Source organism: Marinicauda pacifica, assembly GCF_004793635.1.
Taxonomy (GTDB): domain Bacteria; phylum Pseudomonadota; class Alphaproteobacteria; order Caulobacterales; family Maricaulaceae; genus Marinicauda; species Marinicauda pacifica.
The window spans coordinates 480610-496863 of the sequence record NZ_SRXV01000003.1; the positions used below are offsets into that span (position 1 = coordinate 480610).

11 protein-coding genes and 2 pseudogenes are annotated in these 16254 nt (G+C 59.0%); 5 read left to right on the top strand and 8 right to left on the bottom strand.

Annotated elements, in window-relative coordinates; genetic code table 11:
- Positions 1–6: 6 nt before the first annotated feature.
- Positions 7–1236 (top strand): DUF5677 domain-containing protein, encoded by a 1230-nt coding sequence (locus E5162_RS12210; RefSeq protein ID WP_135945533.1) that lies wholly within the window; start codon positions 7–9, stop codon positions 1234–1236.
- A gap of 355 nt (positions 1237–1591) precedes the next feature.
- On the opposite strand, the gene E5162_RS12215 is transcribed toward E5162_RS12210, so the two are convergent.
- Genes E5162_RS12215 through E5162_RS12235 form a run of 5 tightly spaced genes read right to left on the bottom strand, consistent with a single transcriptional unit; the run spans position 1592 to position 7768 of the window.
- On the bottom strand, positions 1592–3544 hold the full coding sequence (locus tag E5162_RS12215) for a hypothetical protein (RefSeq protein ID WP_135945534.1): 1953 nt from the start codon (positions 3542–3544) through the stop codon (positions 1592–1594).
- On the bottom strand, positions 3541–4479 hold the full coding sequence (locus E5162_RS12220; RefSeq protein WP_135945535.1) for an ATP-binding protein: 939 nt from the start codon (positions 4477–4479) through the stop codon (positions 3541–3543). Before E5162_RS12220 ends, E5162_RS12215 begins: the two co-directional genes overlap by 4 nt.
- Before the next feature lie 2 nt (positions 4480–4481).
- Positions 4482–6458, bottom strand: a complete 1977-nt coding sequence (locus tag E5162_RS12225; RefSeq protein WP_135945536.1) for a DDE-type integrase/transposase/recombinase — start codon at positions 6456–6458, stop codon at positions 4482–4484.
- Positions 6448–7170: a TnsA endonuclease N-terminal domain-containing protein gene (locus E5162_RS12230; RefSeq protein WP_158291302.1), complete on the bottom strand. Its 723-nt coding sequence runs from the start codon at positions 7168–7170 to the stop codon at positions 6448–6450. The genes E5162_RS12225 and E5162_RS12230 overlap by 11 nt, the downstream gene beginning before the upstream one ends.
- A 1-nt stretch (position 7171) precedes the next feature.
- Complete coding sequence (locus E5162_RS12235) at positions 7172–7768, bottom strand: hypothetical protein (RefSeq protein ID WP_135945538.1); 597 nt, start codon at positions 7766–7768, stop codon at positions 7172–7174.
- Positions 7769–7888: 120 nt separating this feature from the next.
- Between E5162_RS12235 and E5162_RS12240 the strand changes: the two genes are divergently transcribed.
- Together E5162_RS12240 and E5162_RS12245 are read left to right on the top strand one after the other, a co-directional pair.
- Positions 7889–8308, top strand: a complete 420-nt coding sequence (locus E5162_RS12240; protein WP_135945539.1) for a DUF6471 domain-containing protein — start codon at positions 7889–7891, stop codon at positions 8306–8308.
- Between the two features lie 262 nt (positions 8309–8570).
- Positions 8571–9107 (top strand): DUF2293 domain-containing protein, encoded by a 537-nt coding sequence (locus E5162_RS12245; RefSeq protein WP_135945540.1) that lies wholly within the window; start codon positions 8571–8573, stop codon positions 9105–9107.
- Positions 9108–9226: 119 nt separating this feature from the next.
- Here E5162_RS12245 and E5162_RS12250 read toward each other — a convergent pair whose 3' ends face one another.
- The 3 genes and pseudogenes from E5162_RS12250 to E5162_RS12265 all read right to left on the bottom strand — a co-directional run bounded on the left by E5162_RS12250 (position 9227) and on the right by E5162_RS12265 (position 13337).
- Positions 9227–9832 (bottom strand): hypothetical protein, encoded by a 606-nt coding sequence (locus E5162_RS12250; protein ID WP_158291303.1) that lies wholly within the window; start codon positions 9830–9832, stop codon positions 9227–9229.
- A gap of 552 nt (positions 9833–10384) precedes the next feature.
- Positions 10385–12027 (bottom strand): annotated as a pseudogene (locus E5162_RS15200) (3'-5' exonuclease); the annotation flags it as partial.
- A gap of 230 nt (positions 12028–12257) precedes the next feature.
- Positions 12258–13337: an AraC family transcriptional regulator gene (locus tag E5162_RS12265; RefSeq protein WP_206751112.1), complete on the bottom strand. Its 1080-nt coding sequence runs from the start codon at positions 13335–13337 to the stop codon at positions 12258–12260.
- Positions 13338–13400: 63 nt separating this feature from the next.
- On the opposite strand from E5162_RS12265, the gene E5162_RS12270 reads away from it, so the two are divergent.
- Positions 13401–14222 (top strand): DUF2306 domain-containing protein, encoded by an 822-nt coding sequence (locus E5162_RS12270; protein ID WP_135945542.1) that lies wholly within the window; start codon positions 13401–13403, stop codon positions 14220–14222.
- Between the two features lie 684 nt (positions 14223–14906).
- Positions 14907–16075: pseudogene (locus tag E5162_RS15205) on the top strand (integrase core domain-containing protein).
- Positions 16076–16254 lie beyond the last annotated feature (179 nt).

Sequence of the window (16254 nt, forward strand, 5' to 3'; positions counted from 1 at the left end):
CGGATAATGTTTGGGAATGACCTTCAAAAGAAGGTGGATGAGCTGATTCAGGAAGTGCCTCGCACCCTTCTTGAGGGGCTTATTGAGCGCAAGCTCGAAGAGATCGGAGAAGAAGCTGACCCGGAGACAATTGCATCTCTATGCGATAAAATTTTATCTGGTGAAGATCGCAAAGAGACCGCCAACCAACCTTCAGACGGCAATGATGACGCGAAGATCATCGCCATCAACCAGGCCGATATTGACGATATCAGCAACAGAGCTTCCAAGTTTGCAGCTCAGCTGCCCGAGTTAATGGATGAGCAAAGCGACCGGGCAGGGCGCTCACTTTACAGGGAGCTGAAGAAGCGTTGGCCAGACCAGGATAGCCACATTCAAGCCCGGCAAAGCGTACACGCGGAATATACTGCGGCGTATTGGGGCGACGCCCTGGCTCACCTTGAGATGCTGGTCTGTATCGGTGAAGAGATGATCTGCGAGGCTCAAGAGAACGCGCAGCGCTCTAGAGCAAAGCGCAACTTAGAAAAGTGCGAGGTCCAACATAAACTAGCCGTACGTGCGACCAATGTGACCCAAGAGGTGATCGCATTGATTTGGGCAGGGTTTCCTGACGGTGCGAATGCGCGATGGCGAACTCTTCATGAAATCGCGGTCGTTGCGAATTTGATCGAAGATGCCGACAACGAGCTCGCTAGGCGATACCTGGCGCATGACATTGTTGAGTCGAAGCGAGCCCTTGATGCCTACATTAGGTCTTACGAAAAGATGGGGTATAAGCCGCCTAGTAAGCGCGAACAGAAAAACGTGTCACAAGCCTTCGATACAGTCATTGCGGAGTTTGGGAATGACTTCGCTTCTCCTTATGGCTGGGCGTGCGAACACCTTGGGAAAAAGAAGCCAATTTTTCCAGATCTGGAGCGTGCTGTAGAACAGGACTTTCGCCTACCATTCTACAAACAGGCATCCGCGAACGTTCATGCGGGCGCTCGCGGGATTAGCCAGACGCTCGGGCTTTATGGAGGTGATGGAAGATTGGTGATGGGCTCAAGCATCATCGGATTTGAGGAGCCTGGCATCGATACCTCAATCGCCTACGGCCAGATCCTGCTAACGCTTCTACCAAAGCCGCCGACGCTAGACGCTCTCGTTATCATGAAGACAATTCTGGAACTGAACAAAAATTGTCAGCAAGAATTTGAAAGATCTGCAAAAAAAGTGCGAAGAGACTTTAGATGAGAAGGTGTATGCGATCAGGATCATTGGCGGGTAGGTGGATTGGTATTAAAATGCATCCAAATCCGTCACGGTTCTGAAGATACCGAAGAATGAGCCGCCGGAGCCCTTGGCATAGTAGGTTCTTTTCGAGACCAAAGGTGAAATTTGAACCTACAGTCTTCAGGTCGGATCGCCTGACGAACGCGCATAATCTCCAGTGTGATGAAGACAAGAAGGTCGGGTCGCTTAGGCTGCGGGCGTGCAATACGTGTCGATCTACACCGCCTACTATAGGAACCTCGTACTCGGTGTCCTCAAAACCGGCAGCAGTGCAGGCTGTCATTCGAAAATGAAGCCCTTTTCGATCCTAGCTTCCTCAGATCAGCCGAAGCGGACACCTCCGAGGCCAGCGGCTCTCGCAGTAGGTGATGACTTCGTTGCGATCAAACAAGGTGGTGAAAGTCGTGCCGCTCTGGTCAGCAAGCGGCAATGCTGTGACACCCTCTAAGCTGAAGCTCTCGAACCACTCTCGTGACGAGCGCTCCAAGAGGGCTGCGACGACTTTGGTGGACACCCAAGACGCTGCAAGGCTCACGAGACTCGAAACGGCGATCTTGGTGGGGTCACCCTCTGAATTCGACAGCACGCCCTGAATAATCGCGGCCCGGATCGCATTCGAATTCGTATCAAGAACATAAGCCGCGTCTGATTTTGTCGCGGGTGCGAAAGAGTCGTGCGGCGGATCGCTCCAAACGCTCTTTTTCTGCCCCAGCCAATCGAGAAACTCCTGTCTGGGGAGGCCGAGCCGCTGGAAAGTCGGCGTTTTGCGATCCGGGTCGATGACTTTTGCGCGGAGCTCATTCCCCACCAGAGCGGCTGTCAAAGCTGCCCAAGCGCGCGGATCGGCAACCCAGGTCATTAGCTCCTTGAGCGGCACCAGCGAACGCCCGCCGCGTCCATTCGACCCTGCAATCGATTTCTTCAGGTCTTCCATGGACCGAGCGCATACGAGAGGCTCTTCATTCGCGAGGAGGAGCGCATCCCTATCGAGCTCGGGTGCAAGCAGGCCCTCAACGATCAACGCGGATATTGCGTAGCTCGGGATGCCCAGCCCTTGCGCGGCTACAGCGTAAGTCTGCGAATCCTTGTAGGCAGCAACGGACTTAGTCAGCCGCGCTTCATTGAAAAGAACCGGACCAGCCGTCGGGTCGCTCTTCGCGTGGAAGGACCCTCCGTTCGGCACTAGGCGCTGCAGAGTTCGGTCGTCGATCTGAAAGACCTCCCGCGCCTCTCCTAATGAGATGAGGTCACCCCGCGCCTTCGAGGGCACAGGAGATGCCTTCAGCGCATAGAGTGCGATCTTGCTTTGCTTGATCGCCTGGGAAAACTGATCCTCGATAACCGACCAGAGATCATCGGTCGCGAGCGGGGTTTTGAAATACTTCTCCAGATGTTTCAGTCCGCGGCAGTAGGTCGGAGACCCTACGGTGCGATGATATTCAAGGCAGAAATCGAATATCTTGCTCTCCCAATCGGACAGGATGGCGTATCCTGCCGCAACATGGCGCGCTTCCAGAAAAGTGTACCTCCGGCTGCCGGCAAAGGGGTACTCGGTCCCCGCCTGGGCACGCTCCAAACCTCTTACGGCGCCTGCGAAGTTCAGGAGCGAACAGAAGGTATCGCCAGCTTCCCATGAGCAGAACGGTTTCGGCAGTTTTTCAAGGGCTTCAGCCCTAACACTTTCAACCGGATCAACGATCCTGAACGAGGCCGCATACTGGCTACGAAAATCTTCTTCAAGCACCTCAGGCGCGAGCGAGGAAAACTGTGTCTCGCAGCTGGGGCATTCATCCAATTCGTGCGCGTTGCTCCAGAGGAGTTCGCGGCCACAGGACGGGCATGCTGAGTAGAGCTTCTGGAATGTCAGAGGACAATGGCTGGCTGGCACCAGCATCCACGTCGCAGGCGTGTAATCGGGAGCATCGGCCCCAACCAAGAACCGACGAAAGTGCGTGCGCACCATCGTCTCGGGAAGGCGCGTGCCGAACCAATTATACCATCCGTTGCGACCCTCTTCCTGACTACGCCATTGTCCGCAACGACGAAGATCGTGCGAAGAGACGCCCAACACGTAAGCGGCCCTTTCCAGGACTTCCTTCGCCGGAAGTGTCTTGCCCTGAATTTCAAGGACGTTCCGTAAGGATCCGATCTGACGGAACTCGTTGTGAAGTCCCGACCGGAAAAGAAACGACTGCAAGCCTTCGTCGGGATAAATCTGAAGCTGGCCTGCCAAGCGACCAAGGCTTTCCTTGAACGCGACTTCACTCATGCGAATTCCAGTCCGCCATCGACGAGCTCCCGGAACTTGTTTTCGGTATCGAGGTCGTCGGTGACAGCCAGCGCTGAATGCGCGCGACTGAAATCGAGGAGGCTGAGGTCCCGCCGCCCGTCTTCAATCATTCTCATGACTGCGTTCTGGAAGAGAATGATCGCGACACCGATAATCCCTCCGCAGGCACTAAAAAGAGCCTCCGCGAACTCCTCACTCTGCAAAAGGGCCAGGTTGCCAGTTAAGTTGAGCGCGTGCACCTGTTTGAGATACGAGACAAAAAAATCCTGGTAGAAATCGCGGTCCGCGCTCACCTCCCAATCAAGGGGGTCAAGCTCGACGAACGGCAAAGACCGATTCATGAGCTGTTGATTTTCCGTGTAAGGCTTCTTCGCGTCATTGCCCACGCCGGCGAGAATAATGGGGCAAGGACCTTCGATCAGAAAGCGCTTGATCATTTCGCCGACGGTATGTCCGGCATCGTTTTTCTTCTCATAACGAATGTGATGGCACTCATCGAGCACAACGGCGAGAATGCCCGCGTGCTTGAGCAATCTGAGAATCCGGGTTTGCAAATCGTGGTGAGTCCCTGAAAGGCGGTCACCGCGAAAGTATCCCCTGTCTTCGGCTGCATCGAACATCGCAAGAATGAGGGATTTCCGGTTTACGTCCTCGGGAAGGGTCACGTGAAGGATCGGCGGATGCTCCGCCCCCTCTGAACTGTAGCGCCTGATGGCATAGCTGATGCTTCTGGACTTCCCGGAGTGGGAGGGTCCAACGATCAGGACGCTTCCGTGATCCCCGGGGACTCCTACCTGCTTGCGCGCAATCAGATCGTCAATCGCAGTACAAACACGGTCAGTCCTCGGATTGTTTACGAAGATCTCTCTCAGCTGCCGAAGGGCGCGCGCCTTGCAAACTGCAAGCTCATTCATTGCTATCCATCCTCCAAGAAATTGAGCGCTACCTTATGTTTTTTCTGCTCGGTCTCCGGCGCAGCTTTTGAACTCGCAGACGAGCGGCCCTTTGCCTTGCGGTCCTCGCTCCGCATTTCAGTCTGAGGCCGAAGGCCCCTTGCCTGACGACGTAAGGTCCGCTTGTTTGACTTCTGGCGCTCTTCGACATTCGAAAGAATCCGCGCTTTGGCCTCCGCGAGCCCCAGTTTCTTGCCTGACACGTCCATCTCGATCCGGCGTTCTGCCTGGATTTCTTTGTGAAGAGCGCGGTTCATGAAGCGGCTATATGAGCGCTCCTCGCACTCCAGCGGCACATACTTCTGGCGCTTCGGATTGAATACGTGGACGGTGCCCACATCGTCGTCCATTACGCGGACCGCGACACGGACCGCATTGGCGACCTGGTTCTTTGTTGTCTGCTCGGGCAGAAGATCGCGGAGCAATCCGTCAATGCCGAGGCCGGTATAGATCAAACCCTCTATCACGACGCCTTTGCGGCTGAGTCTGCGCTGCACCAGCCGTCCGAAGCTGCTGTCGAACTGGTCCAGATCGTAGACGCGACGCAGAGCGTACTCTGAGCTCAGCCGTTTCCATGCTGCATACGGTGTCTCATTGTCCAAGCCGGCATGAGGGCTGTGATGGTAGTAGTTCGTGATCCAGTCGGTCAGAATTGCATCGGCATCGTCCAGCGTCAGAATTGCATCGCCTGAAGGATCGAAGCGCAGGCGGCGCGAAAGCTCGGGGCCTCCAGGGACGCCGCCGGCGAGTTCGCTGACAAATTCATTGATCGTTCGGAAAAGCCGCTCGACGATACCTTTGTACTCAGGCTTGCGTACGGGAGCGATTTTCGGCTCGATCGCCTGTTGCTTGCATGACGTCCGGAAAGAGGGGCCGACGCCCTCTTTGCCGTTGTCGATCACAAGCGTCAGGGGAAGACCGTACATCGGCCAGTCTCCGTGCACGCCATGACGCTCGAGCAGGTGGCCCTTCGGGCGAACGCAGGCGCGCAAGAGACCGGTGAGGGTCTCGATCGACGGTGCCCGCACGCTGAGCCAGAAGCCGAGAATGGCGCGCGTCGCGACATCGATCGCGATACAGAGAGTCGGCCTGCCCCAAACACACCCTGTCTTCTCATCGACCAGGTGGAGGTCGAGCTGCGTATGATCGATGACGACCGTTTCGAGAGGTCTCGTCGCCGTGAGGCGGCCGAGAAGCGGATCGAAGGAGGCCTCAGAAATATGGCGCCCCCACTTGGTCGCGGCGTTCTCCGGAGAGCGGGACTCTGTGATCCGACGCCAGATGGTGGTTCCAGAGGGGATCGGAAGCGGGGAGAGGCCAGCTTCGATCCGCTTGCGATTGAGGTCAATCACTCGCGCCGTAATGAGCTCCACGCTAGTCGAAATCTTGCGCTTCATCGCCTTGTAGTGAGCACTCACCCCCTCCTGGATCAGGGCTTCCACTTCGGGATCAAGCCGCGGGCCTTGCGGCCCCTTCATCTGCCGGTCCCGCATGTAGCGAAGCTGGCGGTTGTCTGCCTCTCCGCGCGTCCTGATCCAGCGCCGGACCGTCCCGGGAGAGCGCGGCTTGTGGGGGATCGGACAGTCCGGAGCCACGTCCGCGATGAACTTCTTGAGCTTTTTGTCGCTGAGGTTGACCGGATTGCGGTCGAATGCCTGGCAGTAATAGAGCCGGATCATCGCGTTCGTGTCCGCGGACTCGACGCTGACGCTTGCATGGATCGGCTGGAGGTCTGCCGGATGGGCGAGCGGATCGAAAAGGCTCAGCTCACTCGCCGCATACGCGTGTCTCAGCTGCGCGCTCGAGAGGATCGCTGCATCATTGTCATTGGACAGCTCGAAGCGCATTTCCTCGCCTTCGTCTGCCAGGATGCGAAGCGAGAAGGCAGCCCCGTCGAGGAAGACACTCCCGCCGTCGGAAAGGCCCAGCTCAAGACACATAGCCAAGCCCCACTTCCGCGAGTGAAACCGGGGTGTCAATCTTCACCTCGCCGTCGAGCTCGAGTGCGATCACCCGGCGGGGGACCAACGAGAGAAGCCGGGCGCGTCCGTCTACGCCTCCACCGAGAAGCTCGGCGAGTTCGCCGACAGAGGACGTTTCCCTGCGCTTCAGATATTCCGCGACTTCGACGCGCTCAAACTGGTCGACGACGAATGAGGCCGAGTAAACGATCTCTTCGATCGCAGGAAACTCCGGTGAAGTTTTTAAGCGCTCGGCGGTGTCGACCTCGAACCTCATGCCAATTTTGGCAAGAAGCGCGGAGGCCACTTCAAGCTTCTGGGTGTAATCCGCATCAAATTTTTTCTCCGCGGAATACTTCATCTCGATGACAGTCCAGCCGGACGTGCGCTCTTCAAGGCGGTCGGGCGTGTACTCCCGCCGCTTACCTGCTTCGATCCATTTGAGCGTGAAAGGCTGCTCGAAATAGTGGCGAACGCGCGTTTCCACCTCCGCCTGCCAAAAGCCGAAGCGCTCACCACTACTTTCGTATTCCATCCCACGCCCGTTCTTGACGCTGGGGAAGAGCCCAGTGGGCTGTGCCCGACGCCCGGTCACGAGCTTCCGCACCGGCGCGTAATCGGGATAGTGCGACATGATCGCAGGCGGAATCGCGGGATCGCGGGATTCGATATGGCGCGCGAGGAGCTCCAAATCAGGCTGCCTCAACAACAACCGACCCAGCCTTAGTCGGCAGTGGTTTTTCGACGCGCGCGCGCTCAAAGCGAGGGCTGAGCGGATAGATCCGACTGAGCTCGTGGAACCCAGTCGAAGTCTCAAGGGCGAGATCACCGGACAAGATGAGGCGCGCCAGGTTCCACGCGCCGAACGAAGGGTCACAAAAGGCCCAGACGAAGTCGTCGGCGACAGGTTTGGATTTTTCCGCGAAGACAGACCGGATAGTCCCTTCGATCCGGGAGCGTTCCGTTCGAGCAATGCTAGGAAGCTCGCGCCTTCCCGGGGCAATCAACGTCTGTCCGCTGAGAGCGAAGCCCCAACCGTACAACTCGCAAAGTCCCAGTGCTGCTTGGACGCGTACAAAGCCATCAATATCGACGTCATCAACGATGAGTGTAGGAAACAGATGAGGTTGGTAGCCCGCCAATCCGCAGAACGGCCGGAGAAGACCTTCTTCCGCGAATGGGATGGATGCCCGCCGCGTTTCGACGAACTCGCGGCCATTTTCCTGCGAGCGTGTCACTGCCGTACGCTCGGCAGCAAACGAGTTGATATTCCCGATTTTGATGCCCATTATCTCCTCCTGCGGGTTGCCGCCAAAAACGATGCTTAGCCTCATTATTGGCTATATAGATGCATCGATAATGATGGGTCAAGAGGCAATAAGTCTCAAAAATGAGGGCAAATACGGTTAATGACCGATGCACGCGCTACGGAGAAGAGTGCTGAGGAGTACGCGCAGGAATGGGTCAAGCAGCTCATCCGACGCGAGATGGGCGCACGAGAGATCAGCTATAAAGAGCTGTGCGAGCGGCTGAGTGTTTTGAATGTGGACATCAATGAGCACGCGCTACGCAACAAGGTAGCCCGGGGCACATTTAGTGCGGCTTTTTTCGTTTATCTCCTTGAGGCGATGGAGGTCAAAGCGGTGTATCCCGACTACATCTCCCAAGAATTGTACCGCCACAAACTTAAGGAGCGCGGGATCGAGCCCCTCGGTAAGCCACGGGCAGATCAGGCCTACTTGGATGAAGATGAGATGCGTCACATTGTTCAAGAGACGACGAAGGATTTTTTGAAATCCGAGTTTGGGCCTCTTCTTGGGAAGAAATAACACGAGGGTATTTTCTGCACGTGATAGAGCGCTCCAGGTGGACAACGCTGACGCAGTGCTTTTGCGCGCTTAGCAGTTCGGTATTGGCTAAAAAAATGGGTCTTCAGCGCAAGCGAGTGAGCAGCCGGGACGCATGAAGCCAAGGACATGGCGTCACGCCACGGCGGCTCAATCCTTAGCCGTCGGAGATTCGACTATGACAGAAGCGAACCAACCGTTGTTCCGAATTGGACTTCAATCGTAATTCGAGAAGCATGTGGACATGCGACCGACATATTTCCAATCGCTGACCTATCTTGCACTGATGTATCCGGCCGCGCCTCTTGGGCGTCGGATAAAGACCGCGGAGCGCATGGCCGGACGTGCTTGGAAATCTCTCGACTGTGCAGGCGTCACAGCCGTCACCAATGGCATTCGTCACAAACTCACCGATTACGACAAGCTCATGGGGCTGGGCCTCTTGTGGGAGGAAGCCCGTCTGACAATTGGCGCCGAGGTGCGTGATATTGAGCAGAGGTGGCGCCACGGCGGTTTGAAGCGCTGGGCGACAATAAATAATCGCCCCTTACCTCTGGCGCTCCAGGAGGAGGAAACCGCGCGCAATCTCGCAGAGTATCGCGGCCTGTATGCCCTTACAGCCTCAATAGACGACGCAGACCCGTCTCTGCCGCCGATCGTATACCTGATACTCAGGGAAGCAGAGCGCTACCTCTACGATACGTCAGCGAGCGCGATCTTCAGATACCCCGACGATGCCGAGTTTCTCCATCTACCGGTTATGGAGATGGAAGAGGGTTGAGACCTCTCTACGATATCTGACAACCGCCGCCTCGATCCTGATCACCGGGGTCGGACTATCGACGTCGACGAGACTCGCTGACCGCGCTGACAAACCTTGGCGTTGCCTGTGGCCTGCACTCAGGCCGTCTCAAGAAGCTTCACCTTCAACGTCCCGTATGGTGCTCTACGCACGAGCGTGCGCCGCTCCTGGGAGGGGCGCAGCCACTCCTGCGCTTCATGGAGGTCGAGGAGGAATGGAGCCCATGTCGAGAAGCTCGCCAGGTCATCTCCCGGTTTGACGAGAGTAGGAAAGAAGTGCTCCGGCCGAGTTCCCCCCGGGGCGTAAGAGAAAGTTCCCGTCACAAACATCATCTCGCCATTGGCCGCCTCGACACGGATGCGCGCTTCCGGGTGCCGGTGCGTCGACACCTCCGCCTCGAAGCCCCTCACCGGCATAATGGCCCGGTTTTCCCGCGCCGGATCTTCGGTCGCCAGATGATGGGCGCCGTCGAGATTGCCCAGCCCCCGCAGAGTAACGAGATTGCGATAGATGCCACCCGGTTGCACTGCGATTACGGGGACCAGCCCATCGACGGGAACCGGCTTGCCAGCCGTCCAGCCGTCGGTACGGCGCATTGGCATCGGCTTGAACAGCGCCGCGTTCACACGTTCGGTCGCTTCGCCTTCGTCCGGGAAGGTGAGATTAGTCAAAAGCATCGGCTGTAGATCCTTGAGAAGGAGCACGCGCAAGGCTTCGCCACGAGCGCGCTAAAGTGAAACAAATTTTCACGGAGATATTATTCTTTCTATATATCAAGAATCCCCCTTTTTGTCAAGAAAATCATATATGTGATTTCATCGCCTCTAATGTAGATGGGCCGCGTCGCGCGCTTATCTAACCCACAGACTTGGAGTTTGGAGGTCCGGGGATAGAGCACCAGACTTGGAGTCTGGGGGCCCAAACGCCATGCGATGTCGGCTCCGGCCCCTTCTGGGGCCCGCGAACGCGGCCAGAAACTGCCCAGCGTGTTCCGGCGATGCCAAGATGACGACCGCGCTACTCGACTGGCTCACCAATCATTACGGCATCGTTGAGACCCGCAATGAGAGCTGGGGGTCCAATCCGCGAGCCTGAGGCTGAGCCGCCGCTGACCCAACCCGTCTGCGCTCTTACAATCCGGGCCGCCGCCACTCGACGCTAGGCTATCTCAGCCCCATCAAGTACGAAAGGAGAGCCATGGAAGCTCAAAATGCTGTCCACTGAACCGGCAGCAGCTCAATTTTGAAATCTCAATATTAAGCGTGCGATAGGTGCGTCGGTTGGACATGGATCACCGAACCTTGGCCCATCATCACAATTAATCCGCGCTCGGCACCGGTCGTATCGATATTGGCTTGAACCTGGGCGCGGTAGTGATCGATGGTTTGAGCATCAGCAGCTACATCGCTTTTCCAGTCAACGACAGCCTGAGGCTGACCCTCCTTCGTCAGCGTCAAAGCATCTGCGACGCTGGCCGTTACGCTCTCTTTCCCGTCAACGGTGCGGGCGGTGTAGACCGGAAACTCCGCCAAGAGCTCTGGCCGAAGGGCTTTGATCTCCGGCAGCGACAAAGTTCGGAGAACGCAGCTCGCGAGTTCCTCGGCAGATAAGCCAGTCGATGGGTCGGCGACTGGGGAATGGCCGGCCGCGTGGATTAGTTCGGCTGCCCGTTCGGTGAGACTCGCTTCCGCCTCGTCGATTTCGCCGGTCAGTATCTCTTCCATGAGCTTGTGCAGAATGAGCCCGCGCTCACGCCCCCCTGAACCGGGGCCGGGGCTTCCAATTCGTCTAGCTGCTCGTCGGACGATCCTGCCCAGATGCTCGGCTCTTCCTCCTGCAGGACCATCTCGGCGGTACTCTCATCGCGGCTGGGCGCAAGCTAGGTCAGGTGAGTCTGCCGAGCAGCAATCGCTTCGGCTTCTGCGGCGAAAGCCGTGCGAGTTTGGAGATTTTCACCTCCAGTGTCTGGCGTCGCGATGTCGTCAGGCAGATGGGAGATATCCAGGTTGGGTAGCGCAGCGAGCGACAGATCAACGAGGCTAATCCAAGCGGACTTCGACGGCTTGGCATCGAGGCGAGGCAGGACGAGAAGTTCGCGAGCGCGCGTGGCGGCGACATACCAGAGCCGGACGCGCTCGTGATCCAGTTCGTCAATCTCCGCTTTACGGGCGGTCTCATAACCGTCAGGGGCGACGCCGAAGATCTTGCAATAGAAGGTATCGGTCTTGCGGCCGACAATCGCATTGTCCGGTCCCAAAGCACCGGTCATCGTATTCACGGGTATAACGATCGGCCATTCGAGCCCCTTGGCTGCATGCATCGTATAAAGTGCAACAGCTTCCTCCTGTGCATCGGGACGGCCTCCAACTGCGCGTTCCTCCTGGTTCCAGGCAGCAGTCATTGTTTCGGCGAAGATGCGAAGGCCACGCACCGCGTACCCTATCGACAGGCTGAGATATAGATCGACATTGACGAGCGAGCGCTCGGCCTGACCATGACGCTGGAGCAGGAGTGGGCGGACGCGCAGCACATCTACCGCTTGGGAGAGTAATTCATGCGGCGTTGTGCTGTTACTTTTACGATAAAGCGACTGCAATTTATCCAAGGTCTCGCGCACGAGGGGATTTGCGATGGTGGCGGGGTCAGCACCTAGGTCGAGACGTGGAATTCGTGTGGACTCCTCGTCGGAGTGCGGAAGCTGCCACACGACGTCAGCCAGTTCCTCCTCGGTGACACCAATGAGGGGGCCGCGCAGCAGCGCGCCGAGTGCCAGCGTGTCGCGGCGATCAGCGAGAACACGGGTCAGCGCGATCAGGTCCTGCACTTCTTGCTGACGGAAAAAGCCTTTGCCCGCCTGCGTGGCAACCGGAATACCCGGTCGCTCCAGCGCTTCCTCATAACCAGGTTATGCGCTGTGATTGGCGCTCAGACGAGTAGGTAACGGGGCTGTAGGAGCTCAGGTCAGGGCACATACGTGCCGCCTTGGCAGCAGCCCGAAGTATGGCGAATTTTCGCAGATAGGGGTTGGATGCGCTTGCCTTGTATACGTCTGATTTGGCGCAGGAGGGGACCAAGAAGTCATCGGTCCGGACCAAGGGGCTGGGTCACTCCCGGCGTCATGACTTCTGATTAGACCGCGCTGCCGCCCTTGTTCTGCCGCCGAAAGGCTTTCGGACCCTGTCCCGTCCAGCGCTTGAAAGCCCGGGAGAAGGCGGCGGGATCTGAGAAGCCGACCAGATAGGCCGTCTCGTTCACCGAGACTTTTCCGCCCCGCAGATAGTCGCTCGCCAACCGCTGCCGCAGATCGCCGAGCACCTGGCGAAAACTCGTGTCCTCGCGCTGCAGCCGCCGGAATAGGGTCTGACGGCTGATTCCCAGCTGCGCGGCGATCCGATCGGCGCCAGCCTCGCCTTCGTGCAGAATTGGCAGCAGGGCCGCCTCGACCTGCCCACGCACCGTTTTCGATGCCTCCAGTTCGGCGAGCAGGATATCGGCTTTCGCGGCCAGTACACCGAAGGCGTAGTGCGGATATTGCGCCACGCGCCAGCCGAGTATCTCCGGATGGAGGGTCATTGCGTTGCAGCTCGCATTGAAGTGAACCGGGCAGCGGAAAATGCGGTCGTACTCGCTGCGATAGGAGGGCGGCGCGTAGGCCAGATGCACGGCCAGCACGTGCGGCTGTTCCAGGAAGCGTCGCGGGCCACAGACCAGTCGCGCGAACGCGCTTTCCGTCAGGGCGGGAACGATTCCTAAGGGCATCGGGCGCTCGACCATGCGCAATTCGCCGCCGCGCCGGACCAGATCGTAGCGCGGCCCGCTTGCCGGGGCGTCGATCTCCATGGCGAGGCCGCCATAGCGCTGCATCTGGACAAAGGCCTCTCCCATCGTCGCGGAGGCTTCCATGATCAGACCGACGATCGACACTTCGGCCATCCCCACCGCCTCGGCCCAGCGCAGCACAAGCGCCGGATCGCCCGTTACCTGCCTAGCTGCGTCGATCAGCACGAGATAGCGGCCCAGATCCACGCGTCCGTCGATATCGGCGAGACGCGTTTCGTCGAGCTCCGCCCGGGCGAGAAGGTCCGTGTGCTGGGCGCCACGACCGGTGGCGAAATCGACCAGCGAAGCGGCGAGGCCCGCCGCAACCGTCGCGCCGGCCGGCGGCGGTGCGACGTTACGTTCGATCATGTTTTCCGACTGCCGTGTCATGGCGCATTCCGCATCGCCATCCTAGATTTCCCGCTGTTGCGGGTGACGGGAGTTCTGCCGAATATGAATAGTATTTCGCTTGCGCGGGGGCAAGTTTTTGCAGGGCTCGGCCTAATCGCCTTGCTGGTCGTGTCGGTCGGTATTGGCGCGCCGGCGTGGGCGGACAGGCTGGAAGCGCCTGCCGACGCTCCGTTGCTCGCCAGACTGGCCGTCGATGCGCTGCTCTATCTTCACATCGGCGGCGGCGCTCTCGGGCTGACCTCCGGAACAATCGCCATCCTGTCGCGCAAGGGCGCGCCGACCCACCGCTTGGCCGGACGGGTCTTTTTCTTGTCGATGTTCGTGTCCTACGCCATCGGAGCCGGCGTCGCGCCGTTTCTGGAGAGCGGGCAGCGACCGAATTTCATCGCCGGCATCGTCGCCCTCTATCTGCTCCTGACCGCTTGGCGCGCCGCCAGGCGCAGCGACCTGACGGCCGGCGCAGCGGAGTACGCCGGGCTTGTCGCTGCGGCGCTGATCGTCGCGGCCGGCGTTCTTTTCTCCTACCAGGGCGCAAACCATCCCTCCGGCACGGTCGACGGCTCGCCGCCCCAGGCTTTCATCCTGTTCATGGTGGTGGGCGGCTTTGCGGTTCTGGGCGATGTTCACCTGATCCTGCGCCGGCAACTGTCCCGAACCGCCCGGATCGCGCGCCATCTCTGGCGCATGTGCACATCGCTCTTCATCGCCGCCGCCTCCTTCTTCTTCGGCCAACAGCAATTCCTGCCGGACTTCATGATCGGCACACCGTGGCAGTACGGCCCCGTCCTCTTCCCGCTGATCGCTCTGGTGGTCTGGCAGGTCCTGATCCGGATACCGAAACGAAGGGCGCCCCGGCCGGCGTGATAGACCTGCGCCGGATGCCCCATCATCTCCGGGAAGTGCGACGGTGCGGACCGTTTCCGGCGCCTCTCTTGGGTTGCTGGCGCGTCGAAGAAGCGTTTGCCAGATGTCGACTCTTTATGGGCCCGGTTCGCCGGCGCCGCCTATCTGGTCATCGCGGCGACGGCGCTGTTGAGCGAAGTCGTGGTCCGCGGATACCTTTGGTGGGCGAAATGTGGCTGGCGTTCTGGCTGCTCGTGTTCGGCGTAACACTGGAAATGGTCAGCGCTGAGTGAGGCGCAGACCAAGACCTGCGCGCTGTCGGCGCAAGCTAAAGCTAACCGGGCGCGCCCGGCGCGCCCTACTCTGGCTGCTGACCTGAGCCTCGGAATGCCCTCATTCGAATTGGGAGCTCGACCTGCGGCGAGACCGATTGTCGAAAGTCCGCTCCCGGGATTCAGCAGCCGAATTTGGCGTGACCTGAGCCCGACGCCGCCCTTACTTTTTCAGGGCGCATAGGGCAGAGGAAGATTCCTTAAGCCAATGGATCGCGGCCTGAAGCCCCGAGCCTGTCGGAATGTAAGCCCTATCCAAATATATTGGATTTTGTCCAACGTTCTGTGACATCCAATGCCCGACCCGAGACATAGGTGACGCCACGTACCGGACACATGGGTAACACTTTCGGCTTTTGGGCTGGAGGTGTGGATGCCGTGGAAGGAGTGTTCGGTGATGGACGAACGTCTGCGTTTTGTCGCCCGTCTGCTCGAAGGCGAGCGCATGAGCGATGTCTGCCGGTCTTTCGGGATCTCGCGCAAGACCGGCTACAAGATCTACGAGCGTTACAGGCAGGAAGGCGCTTACGGTCTGTGCGGCCGGTGCGCTATGCCAACCAGCTGCCCGAGCCGGTCGAGCGCATGATCGTGGCCGCCAAGCGCGAGAAGCCCACTGTGGGGCGCGCGCAAGATACGCGAGCTTCTGGCGCGGCTCCTGGCGGGGATGTGCGCATCCCCGCCAGGAGCACGGTGCACGCCGTGCTCGACCGCCACGGCCTGGTCAAGCAGGCCCGCAAGCGCCGCCCCAGGGCCTAGGGCGCGCCGCTCTGCGCCGGGGCCGCCCCCAACGATCTGTGGGCCGTCGACTTCAAGGGAGAGTTCAAGCTCGCCGACAGGCGCTATTGTTATCCCCTGACGGTGAGCGATCATGCGTCGCGCTTCGTGCTGGCCTGCGAGGCCATGGAGAGCATCAAGGAGGCTAGGGTCCTGCCCGCCTTCGAACGCCTCTTCCACGAACGCGGCCTGCTCGCCGCCATCCGGTCGGACAATGGCGTGCCCTTCGCCAGCCCCAACGGACTCTACGGGCTCTCGCGCCTGTCGGTCTGGTGGCTGCGCCTGGGCATCGCGGTCGAACGCATCAAGCCCGGTCATCCCCAGCAGAACGGCCGGCATGAACGCCTGTATCTGACGCTGAAGAAGGAGGCCACCCGCCCGGTTGGCGCCAACATGCTGCAGCAGCAAGCGCGCTTCGACGCCTTCATCGAGGAGTTCAACACCGAACACCCGCACGAAGCGCTCGACATGAAAACGCCCGTTGAGGTCTATTCTCCCTCGACCCGGCCCTATCGCGGTCTCGTGGACCTCGACTATCCCTTCCACGATCGCGACGTGCTGGTCACCGCTTGCGGGCGAATCTGCATGCAGCGAAAGAAGATCAACATCTCAACCGTGCTCGCCAGCCAGCGCCTGGGACTCAAGGAAGTCGACGAGGCAATCTGGCTCGTCAGCTTCATGCACTACGATCTGGGATATATCGACCTGGAACAAAAAACGTTGCAAACCATCGACAACCAGTTCGGCACGAGGTTGTCACCCATGTAGCCGGGCTGGACACACCAATAATGGCGCGCAGGGAAAGAAGAAGGTGAGAACTTTGTCATAAAAGCCACTCCCTTCAAAACCGTTCCTTTCGGGAGGGGCCGTTGCTGGGCGAGCCAGATTATGCTGCATCCATAATCAGCGGCACACTCGATAATGGCAACCCACACAAATTATCAACG

Excerpts from the sequence above, each read along its gene's own strand:
- E5162_RS12210 (WP_135945533.1), top strand. The coding sequence starts at position 7 with ATGTTTGGGAATGACCTTCAAAAGAAGGTGGATGAGCTGATTCAGGAA.
- E5162_RS12215 (WP_135945534.1), bottom strand. The coding sequence starts at position 3,544 with ATGAGTGAAGTCGCGTTCAAGGAAAGCCTTGGTCGCTTGGCAGGCCAG.
- E5162_RS12220 (WP_135945535.1), bottom strand. The coding sequence starts at position 4,479 with ATGAATGAGCTTGCAGTTTGCAAGGCGCGCGCCCTTCGGCAGCTGAGA.
- E5162_RS12225 (WP_135945536.1), bottom strand. The coding sequence starts at position 6,458 with ATGTGTCTTGAGCTGGGCCTTTCCGACGGCGGGAGTGTCTTCCTCGAC.
- E5162_RS12235 (WP_135945538.1), bottom strand. The coding sequence starts at position 7,768 with ATGGGCATCAAAATCGGGAATATCAACTCGTTTGCTGCCGAGCGTACG.
- E5162_RS12240 (WP_135945539.1), top strand. The coding sequence starts at position 7,889 with ATGACCGATGCACGCGCTACGGAGAAGAGTGCTGAGGAGTACGCGCAG.
- E5162_RS12245 (WP_135945540.1), top strand. The coding sequence starts at position 8,571 with ATGCGACCGACATATTTCCAATCGCTGACCTATCTTGCACTGATGTAT.
- E5162_RS12265 (WP_206751112.1), bottom strand. The coding sequence starts at position 13,337 with ATGACACGGCAGTCGGAAAACATGATCGAACGTAACGTCGCACCGCCG.
- E5162_RS12270 (WP_135945542.1), top strand. The coding sequence starts at position 13,401 with ATGAATAGTATTTCGCTTGCGCGGGGGCAAGTTTTTGCAGGGCTCGGC.